Source organism: Streptomyces sp. NPDC111507 (assembly GCF_055638955.1).
Genome location: NZ_JBVKBU010000009.1, coordinates 302,967 through 320,249 on the forward strand (window position 1 = coordinate 302,967; position 17,283 = coordinate 320,249).

Here is a 17,283-nt window from a genome sequence, read left to right on the forward strand (position 1 = left end):
CCTGGTGCAGTACGGGTGAATGCGCAAACGACCGCATCCGTACTTCGGGGGGACCGGAAACCAGCTGCCGTTTCCAGGCGCGCACGGGTGCGCCTGCCCGAGGAGTAATCGTTCGATGAGCGAGCACCGTCGCAAACCGTCGCAGCCACAGGGCGGCGGACGTGCCGCGGCCCGACGCGGCCAGACCGGCCCGTCCTCCGGCCGCCGTGCGGCACCGCGAGGAGCCACCGGGTCCCCTTCCGACTCCTATGAGTCGGGAGGTGAAGAGGAGCGCCCGTACAACGGTCGCGCCGAAGCCAGGCGTGCAGCCCAGAGAAGCAGCGGTGGCGGCCGGCGCAGAGGCGCCGACGCCACAGGGCCCGGCGGCCGCCGTGGCGGTCCTGACGGGCCGGGGCGCGCGCGGGCCTCTGGGCCTGTAAAGAAGCGTTTCATCGACTACCCGCGCGCGGGCAAGTCGGGAGCCGGGCGCTGGCTGCCCTCCTGGAAGCTGGTGACGGGCACGTTCCTCACCTTCATGGGAGGGCTGCTGGTCGCGGCAGGCATCGGGTACGCCATGGTGGGTATCCCGAACGTGAACGACACGGCCCTGGCCCAGAACAACGTCTTCTACTGGTCCGACAACACTCAGATGGCAGCCACCGGCGGCCAGACGAACCGGCAGATCGTGGGGCCGGAGGAGATCCCGAAGGCCATGAAGAACGCGGTGGTCTCCGCCGAGAACGCGTCCTTCTACAAGGACCGGGGCGTCGACCCGAAGGGCATCGCGCGCGCCTTCGTCAACATGGCCCGGGGCGGCGAGACGCAGGGTGGCTCGACCATCACTCAGCAGTACGTGAAGAACACGTACCTGAGCCAGGACCAGACCATCACGCGCAAGTTCAAAGAGCTCTTCATCTCCATCAAGGTGAACTCGAAGCTGAGCAAGGACGAGATCCTCGCGGGCTACCTGAACACCGCGTACTACGGGCGCAACGCCTACGGGATCCAGGCGGCGGCCCAGGCCTACTTCGGTGTGGACGCCAGCAAGCTCAGCACCGAGCAGTGCGTCTTCCTCGCGTCCGTCCTCAAGGGCCCGAACCTGTACAACCCCGACGGGGGTGTCGGGGCGCTGGCCTCACCCGAAGCCAACACCAAGCGCGTCCAGGACCGGTGGACATGGATCTTGGACCGGGAGGTCACGGTCGGGAACATGACCCAGGCCGAACGCGGCAAGATCACCAAATTCCCCATGCCCAAGAAGCAGACCTCGTCCTTGTCCGGCCAGACCGGTTACCTCGTCGACATCGCCAAGGAGTACGTGGCGAAGAAGGCCGGCATCACGCCGGAGCAGTTGGAGAAGGGCGGCTACCGGATCTACACGACCTTCGACAAGAAGAAGGTCGGCGAGCTGGAGAGCGCCGTCAAGGCGACGAAGAAGAGCTTCCTCGACACCAAGGCGCGGCCCACGACCGACAAGGACGTGCAGTTCGGCGCGGCGTCGGTCGATCCGAAGACTGGCGCCATCGTCGCGCTCTACGGGGGCGACGGCTTCGACAAGGGCCACTACTCCAACAACGCCAACACGACGGGCGTGCCGGTCGGCTCGACCTGGAAGCCGATCGTGCTGGCCACCGCGATGCAGTACGGAACGTACAAGACCACTCCACAGGCCCTCTCGCCGATGGCCCGCTACAACGGCGACGACCTCCTGGTGATCAAGGACCAGAACGGCGACCCGATCATGGGTAACGACGGGAAGCCGTTCCGACAGAAGAACGAGGGCACCAAGGCGTGGGGGATGGTGACGCTCAAGAAGGCCATGGAGCAGTCCATCAACTCCCCGTTCGCGCAGCTGGGCGTCGACGTCGGCCTTTCCAAGACCCGGAAGGTCGCGGAGTCGATGGGCATCCTGCAGGACTCCTTCGACCAGGGAAACCTCAACAACGTCTCCTTCTCCCTCGGTACCTCGACCCCGAGCGCCATTCGCATGGCCGACGCGTACGGCACCTTCGCCGCGTCGGGCTCGCACTACGAGCCGTACTCGGTCTCCAAGGTGCTCAAGGACGGCACGGCGCTCCCGAAGTTCACGCCGCCTGCCAAGCAGGAGGCGATGGACGAGAACGTGGCGAACAACGTCACCGACGTCCTGCAGAACGTGGTCCAGAACGGAACCGGCAAGAAGGTCGCCGACATGGGCTTCCCCGTGGCCGGCAAGACGGGTACGACCGACAAGAACAAGTCGGCGTGGTTCGTCGGCTACACCAGGGAGCTGTCCACGGCGGTCACCCTGTTCAGGTCCGACCCGAAGACGAGCAAGCTGGAATCGATGAACGGCACCGGCGGTGTGGCGTCCGTCCACGGTGGTGACATCCCGGCCCAGGTCTGGAAGGACTACATGGCCGTGGCCCTGAAGAACTCCAAGCACGAGGACTTCCCGAAGGCCGAACCGCTCGGCGAGATCCTCAACGCCAGCCCCAGCCCGAGTCCGAGCCCGTCGACCACGCCGTCGCCCTCGGCCAGCCCGACGCTGAGCAACTCGCCCAGCCCGTCCCTCAGCAGTTCTCCCACGGCCTCGCCGACCGACACCTGCGGCAGATTCAGCTGGAACTGTGGGAACAACGGTGGGACGGACGCGGGGAGTACCGGCGGTGCGACCGGAACCACCTCACCCACGCCGACGGACACCAATACCAACGGGAGTACCAGAGGTAATGGCAACGGCGGTATCTTCGCCGGACAAAATGGCGGATAGATAGACGCGTAACCCGAGGAACAGGGGCTGTCAGCTGTGGCTGACGGCCCCTGTTCTCTTACCGCCCCTGCGGCCATTCTCAGACGCGTACGGCAGGATGTGCGCCATGCCCAGTGCAGAGACGACGCGAACGAGCGTGCGCGAGCCGGAGCCGGTGCGGCCGACCAAGGACGACGAGATCGCCGCGGCCGGAAGCGAGCTGATCGGCGGCCCCATCGGACGGAGAGCGCTGCTGGGGGCGTCCTGGTGGACCCCGGTACGGGTGATCGCGCTCGTCGCGATCGGCATGTTCGCCCTCGGGATGGTGCAGAAACTGCCCTGCTACGACAGCGGCTGGTTCTTCGGGGCCAGCACCCAGTACACGCACGCGTGCTACTCGGACATCCCGCACCTCTACCAGGGACGCGGTTTCGCCGACGGGCTCGTGCCGTACTTCGACAAGCTCCCCGGCGACATGGACTACCTCGAGTACCCGGTCCTGACCGGTCTGTTCATGGAGGTCGCGGCCTGGCTCACGCCGGGCGGCGGCAGCATCCAGCACCAGGAGCAGATCTACTGGATGGTCAACGCCGGGATGCTCATGGTGTGCGCGGCGGTCATCGCCGTATGCACCGTGCGCACCCACCGCCTGCGCCCCTGGGACGGCCTCCTGGTCGCCCTCGCGCCCGCCTTCGCGCTCACGGCCACCATCAACTGGGACCTCCTCGCGGTGGCCCTGCTGGCCGCCGCGATGCTCATGTGGTCGCGTGGCCGTTCCCTCGCCTTCGGTGTCCTGCTCGGGCTCGCCACGGCCGCCAAGTTCTACCCGTTCCTGCTCATGGGACCGCTGCTCGTGCTGTGCTGGCGGGCGGGCAAGTGGCGGGAGTTCGGGACCGCGCTCATGGGCGCGGTCGGAGCCTGGCTCGTGGTGAACCTTCCCGTGATGTACCTCGCGCCGGAAGGCTGGGCGAAGTTCTACAGCTTCAGCCAGACCAGGGGGATCGACTTCGGTTCGGTCTTTCTGTTCATCTCCACCTGGTGGAAGGTCCCGATCAGCTACCAGACGGCGAACGCGTGGGCGCTGGTCCTGATGGTGCTCGTCTGCGTGGCCATGGCCGCGCTCGCGCTCACCGCCCCGCGCCGCCCCCGCTTCGCCCAGCTGGCCTTCCTGATCGTCGCGGCCTTCATCCTCACCAACAAGGTCTACTCGCCCCAGTACGTGCTGTGGCTGATCCCCCTGGCCGCGCTGGCCCGGCCGAAGTGGCGGGACTTCCTGATCTGGCAGGCGTGCGAGGTCGCGTACTTCCTGGGGATCTGGATGTACCTCGCGTACACGACCAGCGGGGAGGCCCACAAGGGCCTCTCCTCCCACGGGTACCAGTTCGCGATCGCCGCCCACCTTCTGGGCACGCTGTACCTGTGCGCCGTGGTCGTACGCGACATCCTCATGCCGGAGCGTGACGTCGTGCGCAGGGCGGGCGAGGACGATCCTTCGGGAGGCGTCCTGGACGGCGCGGAGGATGTCTTCGTGCTCGGCGCGGCGGCCCATCCAGCGCGGCACGCGGCGTACTTCGACGGGCCTCAGGTGGAATGGGGCGGCAACGGCGAGGGGTCGGCCCGAGAGGACAGTTCGCTCTGAGCGAACAGGGCTCGGCCCGGCTCTGACGAGCAACGCGAAAGGCCGTACACGGTACGTGTGTACGGCCTTTTTGCTGCTCCCCGGAGGGCAGAGACAGGTGTCCGTGTCCCGGGATCAGCGCTCCACGATGCGGTCGAACTGCGTGGTGGTGTGCCGCAGATGGGCCACCAGCTCGTCGCCGACCCGCGGCTCCGTGGCGTCCGACGGCACGAAGAGGATCGACACCTGCATGTGCGGCGGCTCGGCGAACCAGCGCTGCTTGCCGGCCCACACGAACGGAGAAAGGTTCCGGTTGACCGTCGCCAGGCCGGCCCGGGCGACGCCCTTGGCGCGCGGCATGACGCCGTGCAGAGCCTTCGGGGCCTCCAGGCCCACTCCGTGTGACGTACCGCCCGCCACGACGACGAGCCAGCCGTCGGAGGCCGTCTTCTGCTGGCGGTAGCCGAAGCGGTCGCCCTTGGAGACACGGGTGACGTCCAGGACGGCTCCGCGGTACTCGGTCGCGTCGTGGTCCCCCAGCCACAGCCGGGTGCCGATACGGGCGCGGAAACGGGTCTGCGGGAACTGCTGCTGCAGCCGTGCGAGCTCATCGGCCTTGAGGTGGCTGACGAACATCGTGTGCAGCGGCAGCCGGGCCGCGCGCAGACGGTCCATCCAGCCGATGACCTCCTCGACGGCGTCCGAGCCGTCGGTGCGGTCCAGCGGCAGGTGGATGGCGAAGCCCTCCAGCCGGACGTTCTCTATGGCGGAGTGCAGATGCGGCAGATCCTGCTCGCTGACACCGTGCCGCTTCATCGAGGACATCACCTCGATGACGACACGGGCGCCCACGAGGCCGTACACGCCGTCGATGGACGACACCGAGCGGATGACACGGTCGGGCAGCGGTACGGGCTCCTCGCCCCGCCTGAACGGCGTCAGGACCAGCAGATCGCCGCCGAACCAGTCCTTGATCCGGGCGGCCTCGTACGTGGTGCCGACGGCCAGGATGTCCGAGCCGAGGCGGGTGGCCTCGTCGGCGAGCCGCTCGTGGCCGAAGCCGTAGCCGTTGCCCTTGCAGACGGGGACGAGCCCCGGAAACTGCTCGGACACCTGCTTGTGGTGTGCCCGCCAGCGCGCGGTGTCGACGTAGAGCGTGAGCGCCATGGCCGGTCCCGGAACCTTTCTCGTGGCTGCGGTGAATCAGAGGTAGGGAAATTGTGGCGGATCCGCCGGACCGACGGGGCCACGCCGGGCCGGATGGGCGGCTCGGCATGCGCTCCGGGTCGGCTCAGCGGCGCGACGCGTACGGGCTCAGCGGCGTGACATGTAGATGTCGAGCGCCTTGTGGAGCAGCTTGTTGAGCGGGAAGTCCCACTCGCCGAGGTACTCGGCGGCCTGCCCGCCCGTGCCCACCTTGAACTGGATCAGACCGAAGAGGTGGTCCGTCTCGTCCAGCGAGTCGGAGATGCCGCGCAGGTCGTAGACGGTCGCACCCAGGGCGTACGAGTCGCGCAGCATCCGCCACTGCATCGCGTTCGAGGGCCGGAACTCACGCCCGATGTTGTCCGATGCGCCGTACGAATACCAGACGTGCCCGCCGACGACCAGCATCGTGGCCGCGGACAGGTTCACGCCGTCGCGCCGGGCGAAGTAGAGCCGCATCCGGTTGGGGTCCTCGGTGTTGAGGGCCGACCACATGCGCTGGAAGTACGACAGCGGGCGCGGCCGGAAATGGTCGCGGATCGCCGTGATCTCGTACAGCCGCTGCCACTCCTCGAGGTCGTGGTAGCCGCCCTGGACGACCTCGACCCCCTCCTTCTCGGCCTTCTTGATGTTGCGCCGCCACAGCTGGTTGAAGTTCTTGTGGACCTCTTCCAGGGAGCGGTTGGCCAGCGGCACCTGGAAGACGTAGCGGGGCTGTACGTCGCCGAAGCCGGCGCCGCCGTCCTCACCCTGCTGCCAGCCCATGCGGCGCAGCTTGTCGGCGACCTCGAACGCGCGCGGTTCGATGAAGTCCGCCTCGATGTCGCGCAGGCGCTTCACGTCCGGGTTCTGGATGCCGCCCTTGATGGACGTGGCCTCCCAGCGCCGGATGATCACCGGCGGGCCCATCTTCACGGAGAAGGCGCCCTGCTGCTTGAGGTGCGCGAGCATCGGCTGCAGCCACTCGTCGAGGTTCGGCGCGTACCAGTTGATGACCGGGCCCTCGGGGAGGTAGGCGAGGTAGCGCTTGATCTTGGGCAGCTGGCGGTACAGCACCAGCCCGGCGCCCACCATCTCGCCGGTCCGCTCGTCGAACCAGCCCAGGCTCTCGGAGCGCCACTCCGCCTTGACATCGGCCCATGCCGGAACCTGCATGTGGCTGGCCGCGGGCAGGCTCTGGATGTAGGCCAGATGCTGCTCTCGGCTGATGGTCCTCAGGGTCAGGCTCATTCGGGGCGCTCCTCGGGCTGGTGTGTCCCCATGGGTACAGGGGCTCCGGCTCTCGCGCCGAAGCCTACTGCGCCCCGGGAGCGCCCCGACTGGGCCGTACTGAACCTACGTCCCGACCGAAGCGTGGTCAGGACGTTCTGAGGTGATGTGTCCGGCTGTATCGGCAGGCGGTGGTGTCTCCGGCCGCCCGGACCAGGTTGTGTCCGGCTGTCCGGCCCGCGGAACGGGTCCGGTTGCCTCAGCCGATGATGCCGCCGAAGAGGCCGCCGTGCGCCATGCCGAGGAAGAAGCCGACGGCCGAGGCACCGAGACCCAGGATCAGGCCGAAGCGTTCCCGGGTCGTCTCCGAGATGAACTGCCCGGAGGCGCCGGTGATGATCCCGATCAGGCCTGCCCACGAGCTGATGAGGTGCAGGCTGTTGAAGGCTGCCGTGATGAGAGCGGTGACTCCGAGCACCAGAGTCACCGCGAGCAGCGTGTCTTGGAGGGGGTGGGGTTTGTGGTCCGTCGCGAACAGAGAGCCGGCAACGGTGGGTCGCGTCTGTGCCATAGGGCACCTCCTGCGGAAGGCGGCGCATCGTAGCGCCATACACACCCGATGTGTACAGATTGACGGTGACCCCGGCCGGATTTCAACCGGAAGCGGGTGTGCAGGTACTCTGTACCCTCTGCACCGGTGTCTGCCCAGGCCATGGCCAGGTCACGACAAGGATTCCCCTTCGGTTCACCGATCACTCGGTTCATCGACGGAGTCCTCTTGTCAGTGGCGTTGTCAGTGGCGGCGGATACCGTTGCGAACGCATCACAACCCTCCTGCCACGGAACCGCCGTGGCCGTTGAGTCCAAAGGAGGTGGGTTCCACATGCGTCACTACGAGGTGATGGTCATCCTCGACCCCGATCTCGAGGAGCGCGCTGTCTCCCCGCTGATCGAGAACTTCCTCTCCGTCGTCCGTGAGGGCAACGGAAAGGTCGAGAAGGTCGACACCTGGGGCCGTCGTCGTCTCGCGTACGAGATCAAGAAGAAGCCCGAGGGCATCTACTCGGTCATCGACCTGCAGGCCGAGCCTGCGGTCGTCAAGGAGCTCGACCGCCAGATGAACCTGAACGAGTCGGTCCTCCGGACCAAGGTCCTCCGTCCCGAGACCCACTGAGCTCTGTAGCTCAGCTGATCTCGGGCATCGAGTAGCAGCACTAGCAGCCAGCAGCAAACCCGCCGAGAGGTTCCCCCATGGCAGGCGAGACCGTCATCACGGTCGTCGGCAATCTTGTCGACGACCCCGAGCTGCGCTTCACCCCTTCCGGTGCGGCGGTCGCGAAGTTCCGTGTCGCGTCCACTCCCCGCACCTTCGACCGTCAGACCAATGAGTGGAAGGACGGCGAGAGCCTGTTCCTGACCTGCTCGGTCTGGCGTCAGGCGGCGGAGAACGTCGCCGAGTCGCTCCAGCGAGGCATGCGCGTCATCGTGCAGGGCCGGCTGAAGCAGCGGTCCTACGAGGACCGTGAGGGCGTCAAGCGCACGGTCTACGAGCTGGACGTCGAGGAAGTCGGCGCCAGCCTGAAGAACGCCACGGCCAAGGTCACCAAGACCACCGGTCGAGGTGGCCAGGGCGGTTACGGCGGCGGCGGTGGCGGCGGCCAGCAGGGCGGCGGCTGGGGCGGAGGCTCCGGCGGCGGCCAGCAGGGCGGCGGCGGAGCTCCCGCGGACGACCCCTGGGCGACCAGCGCTCCTGCCGGTGGCAACCAGGGCGGCGGCGGTGGCGGCTGGGGTGGAAACTCCGGCGGCTCCGGCGGCTCTGGCGGCGGCTACTCGGACGAGCCCCCCTTCTAGGCCCTCGGGCCGAGGGTGGGCCGTACCCCCACTTCTTGATCACACAGGAGATACACCATGGCGAAGCCGCCTGTGCGCAAGCCGAAGAAGAAGGTCTGCGCTTTCTGCAAGGACAAGGTCACGTACGTGGACTACAAGGACACGAACATGCTGCGGAAGTTCATTTCCGACCGTGGCAAGATCCGTGCCCGCCGCGTGACCGGCAACTGCACGCAGCACCAGCGTGACGTCGCCACGGCCGTGAAGAACAGCCGTGAGATGGCGCTGCTGCCCTACACCTCCACCGCGCGATAAGGGAAGGGTGACCGACTAATGAAGATCATCCTCACCCACGAGGTCTCCGGCCTCGGTGCCGCGGGCGACGTCGTCGACGTCAAGGACGGTTACGCTCGCAACTACCTGATCCCGCGGAACTTTGCGATCCGCTGGACCAAGGGTGGCGAGAAGGACGTCGAGCAGATCCGTCGTGCTCGCAAGATCCACGAGATCGCGACCATCGAGCAGGCCAACGAGATCAAGGCCCGCCTCGAAGGCGTGAAGGTCCGTCTGGCCGTCCGCTCCGGCGACGCCGGTCGTCTCTTCGGTTCCGTCACCCCGGCCGACATCGCTTCGGCGATCAAGGCTTCCGGTGGCCCCGAGGTCGACAAGCGCCGCATCGAGCTGGGCTCGCCGATCAAGACTCTGGGCGCCCACGAGACGTCCGTGCGTCTGCACCCCGAGGTTGCCGCCAAGGTCAACATCGAGGTCGTCGCGGCCTGACCGCTGCGCTCGGCATAGCTGCTGAGAGAAGGGCCGTACCCGCTGGGGTACGGCCCTTCTTCGTTCGGCCGAGGCGAGTTCGTCCAGCAGGGCGAGCTGCTCTGTGTTTCACGTGAAACGGGCCTGAGGGTGACGGCGAGGACGACCGCGATGGCGAGGACGACAGCGATGGCGATGGCGACGGCCTGGGCGAGGGTCAGGGCCAGGTCGGGATGGCCGGCCGCACTGGCTGTTTCACGTGAAACGGCCAGTGTGCTGGTTCAGCGCGTCGCGCCCGTGACGACCCAGCGTCCCGAGTGGGAGCGCAGCCACAGGGTCAGCATCCTCACCGTCATCATCAGCGTCATCGCTCCCCAGAGCGCGGTGAGCCCGCCCCCGAGCGTGGGCACCAACAGCGCGACGGGAGTGAAGAGGGCCAGGGTGAGCAGCATGGCCCACGCCAGGTAGGGTCCGTCTCCCGCGCCCATCAAAACTCCGTCCAGGACGAAGACGACTCCGCTGATCGGTTGTGAGACGGCCACCAGAACCAGGGCGGGAAGCGCCGTGTTCTGGACGGCCGAGTCGCTGGTGAACAAGGGGAGGAAGATCGGGCGGGCGGCGATCACCAGCAGGCCGAGGACGACACCGGAAGCGATGCCCCACTGGACCATGCGGCGGCAGGCCTCGCGAGCACCCTGAGCGTCGTTCGCACCGAGATAGCGGCCGATGATGGCCTGTCCGGCGATGGCGATCGCGTCGAGCGCGAAGGCGAGCAGACTCCACAGGGACAGGATGATCTGGTGTGCGGCCATGTCGGCGTCCCCGAGGCCTGCGGCGACAGCCGTGGCGATCATGAGGATCGTCCTCAGCGACAGCGTGCGCACGAGCAGGGGCGCACCGGCCTGAGCGCAGGCCCGTATCCCGGCGCCGTCCGGACGCAGCGAGGCCCCGTGTTTCCGGGCTCCGCGGACGACGACGAAGAGATACACCGCTGCCATACCGAACTGGGCGATGACGGTGCCCCAGGCGGAGCCGGCGATACCCAGTCCGGCGCCGTAGACGAGGCCCGCGTTGAGCGCGGCGTTGGCGACGAAGCCCCCGACGCCGACATAGAGGGGGGTCTTCGTGTCCTGCAGTCCGCGTAGGACCCCGGTGGACGCGAGCACGATGAGCATCGCGGGGATACCGAGCGAGGAGATGCGCAGGTAGGTCGTCGCGTACGGGGCCGCGGTGTGCGAGGCGCCGAAGAGTTCCACGAGGGCGGGTGCCGTGGGCAGGACCGCGGCTATGACGACCGCGCCGAGCAGCAGCGCGAGCCAGATGCCGTCCATGCCCTGACGTATAGCGGCCCGCAGATCACCGGCGCCGACCCGTCGGGCGACGGCGGCCGTGGTGGCGTACGCGAGGAAGACGAAAACACTGACGGCGGTCGTGAGGAGGGCAGAGGCGACACCGAGGCCGGCCAGTTGCGCGGTGCCGAGGTGTCCGACGATGGCGCTGTCGGCCATCACGAAAAGAGGCTCTGCGACAAGTGCGCCGAAGGCCGGAACGGCCAGCGCGACGATCTCTCGGTCGTGCCGGTGTCGGGCGGCCTCGGGTGCCGGGGGAGCCTGTGTCATGGGCGCCAATCTAATCTTCCACAGGTAAGAGATGCAACGTGATAGTGCCCATTACCTATGCGCTTGTCGGGCGTGTCGCCGCGTACCGTTTGCAGCGATCTTGGTCTGACCGGGAAAGTTTTTCTTCTGCACAGCCGGTGGATGGTTAAAGAGCAGGTCAGAGCGGTTTCTTTCGAGTGGTTGAGGGCTTGTTCACAGGCCTGTCCACCGGGTCGTGCACAGGTTTTGTGGAGTTCTCCACAGCATCGGGGCCGTCGTCCACATGGCCTGTGGATAACCAGATTGGCTGACGGTGCCCGCGGGCCTAACGTGGTGCGTCGCCCGCCCTCTTTTCTGCCCTCGGAAGCCTCGCAAAACCGACACGTCAGAACCGGAGTTGGGCCTCTTATTTGTCAGTGCCGTGCCGTAGAAATGAGGGGCACGGTTAGGTCCGCTCGGCGGACGGGAGGAGGTGGCTCGGTGAGTATTTCCGAGCCCTTGGACGACCCGTGGGCCGACAGCGGTCCCAGTGATCGTCTGCCCGCTTCCCGCCGAGGCCGCGAGGGTGGTCGGGGCCGCGACGAACAGCACGACCGCGACCGGGACAACGGGCCGTGGGAAGGCGGAGGATCTTCCTTCGAGCGCGTGCCTCCCCAGGACCTCGACGCGGAGCAGTCCGTTCTCGGTGGCATGCTCCTGTCCAAGGACGCCATCGCCGACGTCGTCGAGGTCATCAAGGGCCACGACTTCTACCGGCCCGCGCACGAGACCATCTACACCGCGATCCTCGATCTGTACGCGAAGGGCGAGCCGGCCGACCCGATCACGGTCGCGGCCGAGCTCACCAAGCGGGGTGAGATCACCAAGGTCGGTGGTGCCTCGTATCTGCACACCCTCGTCCAGACGGTCCCCACGGCGGCGAACGCCGAGTACTACGCGGAGATCGTCCATGAGCGCGCGGTCCTGCGCCGCCTGGTCGAGGCCGGCACGCGCATCACACAGATGGGATACGCGGCCGACGGCGACGTGGACGAGATCGTCAACACCGCCCAGGCCGAGATCTACGCGGTCACCGAGCAGCGCACCACCGAGGACTACCTGCCGCTGGGCGACATCATGGAGGGTGCGCTCGACGAGATCGAGGCGATCGGTTCACGATCGGGGGAGATGACCGGTGTGCCGACCGGCTTCACCGACCTCGACTCGCTCACGAACGGTCTGCACCCGGGCCAGATGATCATCATCGCGGCTCGTCCCGCCATGGGTAAGTCGACGCTGGCGCTGGACTTCGCGCGGGCCTGTTCGATCAAGCACAACATGCCCAGCGTGATCTTCTCGCTCGAAATGGGGCGCAACGAGATCGCGATGCGCCTGCTGTCAGCCGAAGCACGCGTGGCCCTGCACCACATGCGATCCGGCACGATGACCGACGAGGACTGGACGCGACTCGCGCGCCGGATGCCCGACGTCTCGGCCGCGCCGCTCTACATCGACGACTCCCCGAACCTGTCCATGATGGAGATCCGCGCCAAGTGCCGGCGCCTCAAGCAGCGCGCCGATCTGAAGCTCGTCGTCATCGACTATCTGCAACTGATGCAGTCGGGCGGTAAACGGTCCGAGAGTCGGCAGCAGGAGGTCTCCGACATGTCGCGAAACCTGAAGCTGCTGGCCAAGGAGCTGGAGCTGCCGGTGATCGCGCTGTCGCAGCTCAACCGTGGTCCCGAACAGCGCACGGACAAGAAGCCCATGGTGTCCGACCTGCGTGAATCCGGATCGATCGAGCAGGACGCGGACATGGTGATCCTGCTGCACCGCGAGGATGCCTACGAGAAGGAGTCACCGCGCGCGGGCGAGGCGGACATCATCGTCGGCAAGCACCGTAACGGCCCGACGGCCACGATCACCGTGGCCTTCCAGGGCCACTACTCGCGTTTCGTGGACATGGCACAGACCTGATCCACCCCCCCCTGGGCGCGGTGCGGAAGACATGCGCCCGGTCTTCGGGGAAATGCACTCGACGTGCGGTGCCGGGCCGGGTGGACTGAGGGCATGACGACATCCCAGGAAAAGCTCCTTCCCGGCACGCGCCGGGCTCTGTTGCACCGCATCGCCGTCGCTCAGGCCGAGGGGCGGGCGCCGTCACTGGTCGCGGCGGTCGTCCGGGGCGGGGAGCCGGTGTGGCACGGGTCGCGCACCTCGGTGGACGGGCACGGGCCGGACGAGAACGTGCAGTACCGGATCGGTTCGATCACCAAGACCTTCACGGCCGTGCTGGTGCTGCGGCTGCGCGACGAGGGGCTGCTCGACTTGGGCGACCCGCTGGAGAAGCATCTTCCGGGCACCGGCGCGGGGGAGGCCACCATCGCCCAACTCCTCGCGCACACCGCCGGGCTGGCGGCCGAGACGCCCGGCCCCTGGTGGGAACGGACACCCGGTTCGCTGCGCCCCGAGCTCTCGGACGTGCTCGGTGAGCAGCCCTTCCTGCATCCGGCCGGGCGGCTGCATCACTACTCGAACCCCGGCTACACCCTGCTGGGCGCACTGATCGAGGAACTGCGGGGAGTCCCCTGGGAAGAGGTCCTGCGGCGTGAGGTGCTCGACCCGCTGGGCCTGCACCGTACGAGCGGGCAGCCGCAGGCACCCCATGCGGGGGGCTGGGCCGTGCATCCGTGGGCGGACGTCATGATGCCGGAGCCCGCCGAGGACCTCGGCCGGATGGCTCCCGCCGGGCAACTGTGGTCCACCACAGGAGACTTGGCGCGGTTCGCCGTCTTCCTGGCCACGGGGCACGCGGCGGTGCTCAGCGTGGAGTCCCTACGGGAGATGCGTACGCCCGCGGCCCCCTTGGAAGCCGACCAGCTCGCCTCGGGAGACTCCTACGGGTTGGGACTGCAGGTGCTGCATCGGTCGGGCCGGATCCTGGTGGGTCACTCGGGGTCTCTGCCCGGCTTCCTTGCGGCGCTCGCGATCGGTGTGGAGGACGACGTGGCGGCGGTGGTGCTGTCCAACTGCACCTCCGGTCCGCGGGCGCTGACCGTGGCCGCCGATCTCGTACGGATCGTCGCCGAGGCCGAGCCGCGCATTCCCGACCCATGGCGTCCGGCCGCCGACGTCGATCAGTCCGTCCTGGAGTTGGCCGGCCCCTGGTACTGGGGCACCCAGGCGTGCGCGTTTCGTCTGAGGGCCGACGGCATGGTCGAGCTGGTCCCGCTGGCAGGGGGTGGACGCGGGTCGCGCTTCCGGGCGAACGAGGACGGGACCTGGACGGGACTCGACGGCTACTACACGGGGGAGCCGCTACGGGCCGTACGGCGCCCGGACGGGGCCCTGAGCCACCTCGACCTCGGTTCGTTCGTCTTCACGCGTGAGCCGTACGACGAGGGCGCTCCTGTGCCGGGCGGAGTGGACCCCGAGGGCTGGCGAGGGATTAAGTAGCCGCTGTCATGCGGGTGTCTGTTTCACGTGAAACAGACACCCGGCGCACACAGGTGGCTCAGAGCGCCAGCTTGAAGCCCACGTGTGAGGCCGTGAAGCCGAGCCGTTCGTAGAAGCGGTGGGCGTCGGTGCGGGTGGCGTCGGAGGTCAGCTCGACCAACTGGCATCCCTGGCGCCGGGATTCCTCGATCGCCCACTCGATGAACCGGGTGCCGAGACCGCTGCCGCGCTCGTCGGAGTGGATGCGCACGCCCTCGATGAGGGAGCGGGTCGAGCCCTTGCGGGACAGCCCGGGAAGGACCGTGAGCTGCAGGGTGCCGACGACGCGTCCCTCGCGCACCGCGACCACCAGGTGCTGATTCGGGTCGGCGCTCAGCCGCTCGAGCGCGGCCAGGTAGGGGGTCAGGTCATCGGGTGACTCCCGCTGGGCGCCGAGCGGATCATCGGCGAGCATCGCGACGATGGCGGGGACATCGTCCGAAACGGCCGGTCGAATCTCAAGATCTCCCATGGTCACAGCGTATCCAGGCACTCGTTCGGGCTGTGTGGACACCCGGCGGAGGGGCGGGAGGCCGTCCCTGCCTATGCGGACACGCTCGCCGATTCCACGACGCGGACCAGTGGGGCCAGTTCGGGGGACTTGGCCGCTTCGTCGAGCGCCTCGCGCAGGGCGGTGTCGTTGGTGGGCCGTGCCTCTTCGAGGAGCTTGAGCCCGGCCTCGCTGACATTCGTGTAGATGCCACGGCGGTCGGTCGGGCACAGATAGCGGGCAAGCAGACCACGGTCCTCGAGCCGGGTGACGAGCCGTGTGGTGGCGCTCTGACTGAGCACGACCGCGTCCGCGACCTGCTTCATCTGCAAGTGACCACCCTCACCGTCGTGCTGCCGACTGAGCACGTCGAGCAGGGAGTACTCCCTCACGCTGAGGTCGTGCTTGGTCTGCAGGGCGCGCTCGATGTGGGCCTCGATCCTCCCGTGCAGCAGGGAGAGGGCGCACCACCCCTGAGCAAGGGCGGTGAGCGCGGGGTCCGTGGCTGTCATGGCGTGTTCCTCCGTCCCGGAGCGGCTGACACCAGGGTAGAGCACGAGCGCAATAGTCCGCGCTTGCACTTAGCCCGCGTATGCAACTATTGTGAACGCACGCAAAGCGCTCCTGCAATCGTTTGGGAAGGTGTCCCCACCATGCCTCTCGCGCTTCTGGCCCTCGCGATCGGGGCCTTCGGAATCGGAACCACCGAGTTCGTGATCATGGGTGTGCTGCCTGAGGTCGCCGGTGACTTCGGTGTCTCCATCCCCACGGCCGGACTGTTGGTGACCGGCTATGCCCTCGGTGTGGTGATCGGCGCCCCGATCATGACCGCGCTCGGAACGAAGGTGTCCCGCAAACGGATGTTGATGCTGCTGATGGGGTTGTTCGTCGTCGGCAACCTGCTCTCCGCCGTCGCTCCGGCCTTCGGGCTGATGCTGGCGGGCCGAGTTGTCGCCTCTCTCGCCCACGGCGCGTTCTTCGGTATCGGATCGGTCGTCGCCGCCGAGCTTGTCGCGCCGGAGAAGAAGGCCGGTGCGATCGCCATGATGTTCAGCGGTCTCACCATCGCCAATGTGGTCGGTGTCCCCCTGGGTACGTTGATCGGGCAGTCCGCGGGCTGGCGGTTCACCTTCGCCGGAGTCGCCGCGCTCGGAGTGATCGGTCTGCTCGGTATCGCCAAGCTGGTCCCCGAGATGCCGAAGCCCGAGGGTGTGCATCTCCGCCACGAGCTCGCCGCCTTCAAGAACGTCCAGGTCCTGCTGGCCATGGCGATGACCGTGCTCGGCTTCGGAGGTGTCTTTGCGGCCATCACCTACATCGCGCCGATGATGACCCACGTCGCCGGCTTCGCCGACACGTCCGTCACCTGGCTGCTGGTCCTCTTCGGCCTCGGCATGGTCGCCGGAAACCTCATCGGCGGCAGGTTCGCCGACCGCGCCCTGATGCCGATGCTGTACGTGTCTCTGGGCGGCCTCGCCATCGTGCTCGCCCTGTTCACGGTGGCTGCGCACAACAAGATCCTGGCGGCCTTGACGATCGCGCTGATCGGCGCCCTCGGGTTCGCGACCGTGCCGCCGCTGCAGAAGCGCGTCCTCGACCAGGCGCACGGTGCCCCCACCCTGGCCTCAGCGGTGAACATCGGTGCCTTCAACCTCGGCAACGCCCTCTCGGCCTGGCTCGGTGGCCTCGTCATCGCAGCCGGCCTCGGTTACACCGCCCCCAACTGGGTCGGTGCGGCGCTCGCCGCGGGAGCTCTGGTTCTCGCCGTCGTCTCGGCAGCCCTGGAGCGCCGAGCCGATGCGGCCGACACCGTCGCCGCCGCGAGCGCGCCCACCGAGCAGCGGACCGCCGTCCACCTCTGAGCTACTGAGCCACCGAGTAGCAGCCGGCCCCTCACGGCTGAGCCCACCACCCTGATCGGCCACGCCCGACAGCATCTCAAGGAGAAAGTCCCTCATGACCACCACCGTCGCCGTTGCTCCGCTGACCATCCAGGACGCCGAGGTTCTCGTCTCTGCGGCCCGCCGTGCCGCCGAGGCCGCCGGAGTCACGGTCAGCGTCACCGTCCTCGACGCGGGCGGCCATCTGCTCGCCTTCCGGCGCGACGACCGCGCCGTACTGATTTCCGGCGAGACCAGCACACGTAAGGCCTACACGGCCCTCCAGCTGGACTCCGCCACCAGGGAACTGGTTGACGCCGTCCAGCCCGGCGGCCTCTTCCACACCCTGCCCACCGCGCTCGACCGTCCGCTCCTGTTCATCGCGGGCGGTGTTCCGGTCCGTCGCGACGGTCGTCTGATCGGGGCGATCGGGGTCGGTGGCGGAGCGCCCGACCAGGACCACGACTTCGCCGTCGCGGCGGTGGAGAAGCTCGTCTGACCGCACCCCC

General features: G+C 67.8%; 16 protein-coding genes. 10 read left to right on the plus strand and 6 right to left on the minus strand.

From position 1 onward, the window contains the following. Window positions 1–115: 115 nt before the first annotated feature. Both ACZ7M2_RS32675 and ACZ7M2_RS32680 read left to right on the plus strand, forming a co-directional pair. A complete protein-coding gene (locus ACZ7M2_RS32675; protein WP_471598361.1) occupies window positions 116–2,731 on the plus strand; it encodes a transglycosylase domain-containing protein in 2,616 nt (871 codons plus the stop codon). 106 nt (window positions 2,732–2,837) lie between these two features. Then, window positions 2,838–4,349 (plus strand): glycosyltransferase family 87 protein, encoded by a 1,512-nt coding sequence (locus tag ACZ7M2_RS32680; RefSeq protein WP_471598362.1) that lies wholly within the window; start codon window positions 2,838–2,840, stop codon window positions 4,347–4,349. Window positions 4,350–4,463: 114 nt separating this feature from the next. On the opposite strand, the gene ACZ7M2_RS32685 is transcribed toward ACZ7M2_RS32680, so the two are convergent. From ACZ7M2_RS32685 to ACZ7M2_RS32695, 3 genes are all read right to left on the minus strand, one after another. Further along, on the minus strand, window positions 4,464–5,495 hold the full coding sequence (locus tag ACZ7M2_RS32685) for an alanine racemase (RefSeq protein WP_067376727.1): 1,032 nt from the start codon (window positions 5,493–5,495) through the stop codon (window positions 4,464–4,466). Between the two features lie 147 nt (window positions 5,496–5,642). Next, the gene (gene femX / locus ACZ7M2_RS32690; protein ID WP_266432684.1) at window positions 5,643–6,764 is read right to left on the minus strand and encodes a peptidoglycan bridge formation glycyltransferase FemX; all 1,122 of its coding nucleotides are present in this window, start codon (window positions 6,762–6,764) and stop codon (window positions 5,643–5,645) included. Window positions 6,765–7,002: 238 nt separating this feature from the next. After that, a complete protein-coding gene (locus ACZ7M2_RS32695; protein WP_054236452.1) occupies window positions 7,003–7,314 on the minus strand; it encodes a hypothetical protein in 312 nt (103 codons plus the stop codon). Between the two features lie 312 nt (window positions 7,315–7,626). Here ACZ7M2_RS32695 and rpsF point away from each other — a divergent pair, with 312 nt between their 5' ends. The 4 genes from rpsF to rplI all read left to right on the plus strand — a co-directional run bounded on the left by rpsF (window position 7,627) and on the right by rplI (window position 9,353). Further along, window positions 7,627–7,917, plus strand: a complete 291-nt coding sequence (gene rpsF / locus ACZ7M2_RS32700) for a 30S ribosomal protein S6 (protein ID WP_004950685.1) — start codon at window positions 7,627–7,629, stop codon at window positions 7,915–7,917. 77 nt (window positions 7,918–7,994) lie between these two features. Beyond that, window positions 7,995–8,594 carry a single-stranded DNA-binding protein gene (locus tag ACZ7M2_RS32705; protein WP_403700167.1) on the plus strand — a complete coding sequence of 200 codons (600 nt, stop codon included), beginning with the start codon at window positions 7,995–7,997 and terminating at the stop codon, window positions 8,592–8,594. 57 nt (window positions 8,595–8,651) lie between these two features. Beyond that, a complete protein-coding gene (rpsR, locus tag ACZ7M2_RS32710) occupies window positions 8,652–8,888 on the plus strand; it encodes a 30S ribosomal protein S18 (protein ID WP_003949403.1) in 237 nt (78 codons plus the stop codon). A gap of 18 nt (window positions 8,889–8,906) precedes the next feature. Continuing rightward, the gene (gene rplI, locus ACZ7M2_RS32715) at window positions 8,907–9,353 is read left to right on the plus strand and encodes a 50S ribosomal protein L9 (RefSeq protein ID WP_054236454.1); all 447 of its coding nucleotides are present in this window, start codon (window positions 8,907–8,909) and stop codon (window positions 9,351–9,353) included. A gap of 260 nt (window positions 9,354–9,613) precedes the next feature. On the opposite strand, the gene ACZ7M2_RS32720 is transcribed toward rplI, so the two are convergent. Further along, window positions 9,614–10,951 (minus strand): MATE family efflux transporter, encoded by a 1,338-nt coding sequence (locus tag ACZ7M2_RS32720; protein ID WP_471598363.1) that lies wholly within the window; start codon window positions 10,949–10,951, stop codon window positions 9,614–9,616. A 459-nt stretch (window positions 10,952–11,410) separates the two neighbouring features. Here ACZ7M2_RS32720 and dnaB point away from each other — a divergent pair, with 459 nt between their 5' ends. Both dnaB and ACZ7M2_RS32730 read left to right on the plus strand, forming a co-directional pair. Then, entirely contained in the window at window positions 11,411–12,886 is a 1,476-nt protein-coding gene (dnaB, locus tag ACZ7M2_RS32725) for a replicative DNA helicase (protein ID WP_054236456.1), read from the plus strand. A 93-nt stretch (window positions 12,887–12,979) separates the two neighbouring features. Next, a complete protein-coding gene (locus ACZ7M2_RS32730; protein WP_471598364.1) occupies window positions 12,980–14,365 on the plus strand; it encodes a serine hydrolase domain-containing protein in 1,386 nt (461 codons plus the stop codon). Window positions 14,366–14,423: 58 nt separating this feature from the next. Here ACZ7M2_RS32730 and ACZ7M2_RS32735 read toward each other — a convergent pair whose 3' ends face one another. Both ACZ7M2_RS32735 and ACZ7M2_RS32740 read right to left on the minus strand, forming a co-directional pair. After that, window positions 14,424–14,876 (minus strand): GNAT family N-acetyltransferase, encoded by a 453-nt coding sequence (locus ACZ7M2_RS32735; RefSeq protein WP_352052902.1) that lies wholly within the window; start codon window positions 14,874–14,876, stop codon window positions 14,424–14,426. Between the two features lie 71 nt (window positions 14,877–14,947). Then, window positions 14,948–15,406, minus strand: coding sequence for a MarR family winged helix-turn-helix transcriptional regulator (locus tag ACZ7M2_RS32740; protein ID WP_060901667.1), 459 nt, complete (start codon window positions 15,404–15,406; stop codon window positions 14,948–14,950). Window positions 15,407–15,547: 141 nt separating this feature from the next. Between ACZ7M2_RS32740 and ACZ7M2_RS32745 the strand changes: the two genes are divergently transcribed. Together ACZ7M2_RS32745 and ACZ7M2_RS32750 are read left to right on the plus strand one after the other, a co-directional pair. Continuing rightward, window positions 15,548–16,756 carry an MFS transporter gene (locus tag ACZ7M2_RS32745; protein WP_471598365.1) on the plus strand — a complete coding sequence of 403 codons (1,209 nt, stop codon included), beginning with the start codon at window positions 15,548–15,550 and terminating at the stop codon, window positions 16,754–16,756. A 94-nt stretch (window positions 16,757–16,850) separates the two neighbouring features. Next, entirely contained in the window at window positions 16,851–17,273 is a 423-nt protein-coding gene (locus ACZ7M2_RS32750) for a GlcG/HbpS family heme-binding protein (RefSeq protein ID WP_471598366.1), read from the plus strand. Window positions 17,274–17,283: the final 10 nt, after the last annotated feature.

Bases quoted from the DNA above. Each gene is read 5' to 3' on its own strand.
- ACZ7M2_RS32675 (WP_471598361.1), top strand. From the start codon at position 116: ATGAGCGAGCACCGTCGCAAACCGTCGCAGCCACAGGGCGGCGGACGT.
- ACZ7M2_RS32680 (WP_471598362.1), top strand. From the start codon at position 2,838: ATGCCCAGTGCAGAGACGACGCGAACGAGCGTGCGCGAGCCGGAGCCG.
- ACZ7M2_RS32685 (WP_067376727.1), bottom strand. From the start codon at position 5,495: ATGGCGCTCACGCTCTACGTCGACACCGCGCGCTGGCGGGCACACCAC.
- femX (WP_266432684.1), bottom strand. From the start codon at position 6,764: ATGAGCCTGACCCTGAGGACCATCAGCCGAGAGCAGCATCTGGCCTAC.
- ACZ7M2_RS32695 (WP_054236452.1), bottom strand. From the start codon at position 7,314: ATGGCACAGACGCGACCCACCGTTGCCGGCTCTCTGTTCGCGACGGAC.
- rpsF (WP_004950685.1), top strand. From the start codon at position 7,627: ATGCGTCACTACGAGGTGATGGTCATCCTCGACCCCGATCTCGAGGAG.
- ACZ7M2_RS32705 (WP_403700167.1), top strand. From the start codon at position 7,995: ATGGCAGGCGAGACCGTCATCACGGTCGTCGGCAATCTTGTCGACGAC.
- rpsR (WP_003949403.1), top strand. From the start codon at position 8,652: ATGGCGAAGCCGCCTGTGCGCAAGCCGAAGAAGAAGGTCTGCGCTTTC.
- rplI (WP_054236454.1), top strand. From the start codon at position 8,907: ATGAAGATCATCCTCACCCACGAGGTCTCCGGCCTCGGTGCCGCGGGC.
- ACZ7M2_RS32720 (WP_471598363.1), bottom strand. From the start codon at position 10,951: ATGACACAGGCTCCCCCGGCACCCGAGGCCGCCCGACACCGGCACGAC.
- ACZ7M2_RS32730 (WP_471598364.1), top strand. From the start codon at position 12,980: ATGACGACATCCCAGGAAAAGCTCCTTCCCGGCACGCGCCGGGCTCTG.
- ACZ7M2_RS32735 (WP_352052902.1), bottom strand. From the start codon at position 14,876: ATGGGAGATCTTGAGATTCGACCGGCCGTTTCGGACGATGTCCCCGCC.
- ACZ7M2_RS32740 (WP_060901667.1), bottom strand. From the start codon at position 15,406: ATGACAGCCACGGACCCCGCGCTCACCGCCCTTGCTCAGGGGTGGTGC.
- ACZ7M2_RS32745 (WP_471598365.1), top strand. From the start codon at position 15,548: ATGCCTCTCGCGCTTCTGGCCCTCGCGATCGGGGCCTTCGGAATCGGA.
- ACZ7M2_RS32750 (WP_471598366.1), top strand. From the start codon at position 16,851: ATGACCACCACCGTCGCCGTTGCTCCGCTGACCATCCAGGACGCCGAG.